At 47.5% G+C, this 1,693-nt stretch carries 1 pseudogene; it reads left to right on the top strand.

Annotated elements, in window-relative coordinates:
* Positions 1–1,693 (top strand): annotated as a pseudogene (vmeB, locus tag R7Q38_RS23030) (multidrug efflux RND transporter permease subunit VmeB); the annotation flags it as partial.

Below are 1,693 nucleotides of genomic sequence, written 5' to 3'. Positions count from 1 at the left end.
TGGAGGACTCTGTCACTCAGGTTATCGAGCAAAACATGACAGGCCTGGATTACCTACGTTACTTGTCTTCGAGCAGTGACGCTTTCGGCAATGCGACCATTACACTGACTTTTGATAGCGAAGCCGATCCTGATATCGCGCAGGTTCAAGTGCAGAACAAACTGCAATTGGCGTTGACTTCGCTTCCTATGGAAGTGCAAAGCCAAGGTATTGTGGTGAACAAATCTAACACCTCATTTTTGATGGTGGTGGCGGTTTATTCTGACGATCCAGATTTTACACAAAACGACATTGCCGACTTTGTTGTAACCAACATTCAAGACCCAATCAGCCGTGTGACGGGTGTGGGTCAAGTACAGGCTTTTGGTTCTCAATATGCGATGCGTGTGTGGCTTGACCCGTTTAAGCTGACTCAGTTCAACCTGACGGCAATTGACGTTGCAAATGCGATCAGTGAGCAGAATGCGCAAGTGTCATCTGGTCAATTGGGTGCAGCACCTGCGCAGAAAGGTCAACTGCTTAACGCGACGATCTCTTCTGCGAGTCGTTTAAGCAGTGTGGCTGAGTTCCAAAACATCATCTTGAAATCAGATGCGAGCGGTGCAAACGTTTATCTAAGAGACGTTGCTCGTATTGAGCGCGGAGCAGAAAGTTACGATATTCAAGGTCAGTACAACGGTTTACCGGCGTCTGGTTTAGGTATTTCACTTGGTACAGGTGCGAACGCGCTGGAAACGGCGGCTGCAGTCAAAGAGCGTTTAGCAGAGTTAAGTGAAAACTTCCCAGATGGTCTGAAAGTCGCTTATCCATTTGAGACAACACCGTTTGTAGAAGCATCGATTCAAGAAGTAGTGAAAACGCTACTGGAAGCGATTGTATTGGTGTTCTTGATTATGTACCTGTTCTTACAGAACTTCCGTGCAACGATCATCCCGACGATTGCTGTTCCGGTTGTACTCTTGGGTACGTTTGCCATTCTTTACGCGACAGGTTTCAGCGTGAATACCCTGACGATGTTTGCGATGGTTCTGGCGATTGGTTTGCTGGTGGATGACGCCATCGTTGTGGTAGAAAACGTTGAGCGTGTGATGCACGAAGACGGGCTCGATCCAAAAGAAGCAACTAAGAAATCGATGGGGCAGATCACTGGCGCGTTGATTGGTGTTGGTTTGACCTTATCGGCAGTATTCGTCCCGATGGCATTTATGTCAGGTTCGACCGGGGTAATTTACCGCCAGTTCTCGATCACCATCGTTGCTGCGATGACGTTGTCAGTGATGGTTGCGATCATCCTGACACCAGCGCTGTGTGCTACGTTACTGAAAAAAGGTGACGCTGAATTTACGGATAAAAAAGGCTTCTTCGGTTGGTTTAACCGTAAATTTGATTCGATGACCGCAGGTTATGAGGCTGGTGTAGCCAAGTTGCTAAAACGCACTGGGCGCATGTTGTTGGTGTTTGTGGCAATGAGCGCTGGTGCGGGTTGGTTATTTATGAATCTGCCGACGTCTTTCCTACCAGATGAAGACCAAGGTACGGTGTTCTCGATGGCAATTTTGCCGCCGAACTCGACTCAAGAGCAGACAGAAAAAACACTCGATAAAGTGCGTAGCTATTTCTTGGAAGAAGAAAAAGACAACGTGAGATCCGTGTTTACCGTGGCTGGTTTTAGTTTTGCTGGTCAAGGTCAAAA

The sequence above is a fragment of the Vibrio sp. Vb0598 genome (assembly GCF_033338935.1).
Lineage (GTDB): Bacteria > Pseudomonadota > Gammaproteobacteria > Enterobacterales > Vibrionaceae > Vibrio > Vibrio alginolyticus.
The sequence above is the reverse complement of the archived record's forward strand: the minus strand, read 5'-3'. Positions and strand labels throughout refer to the sequence as shown.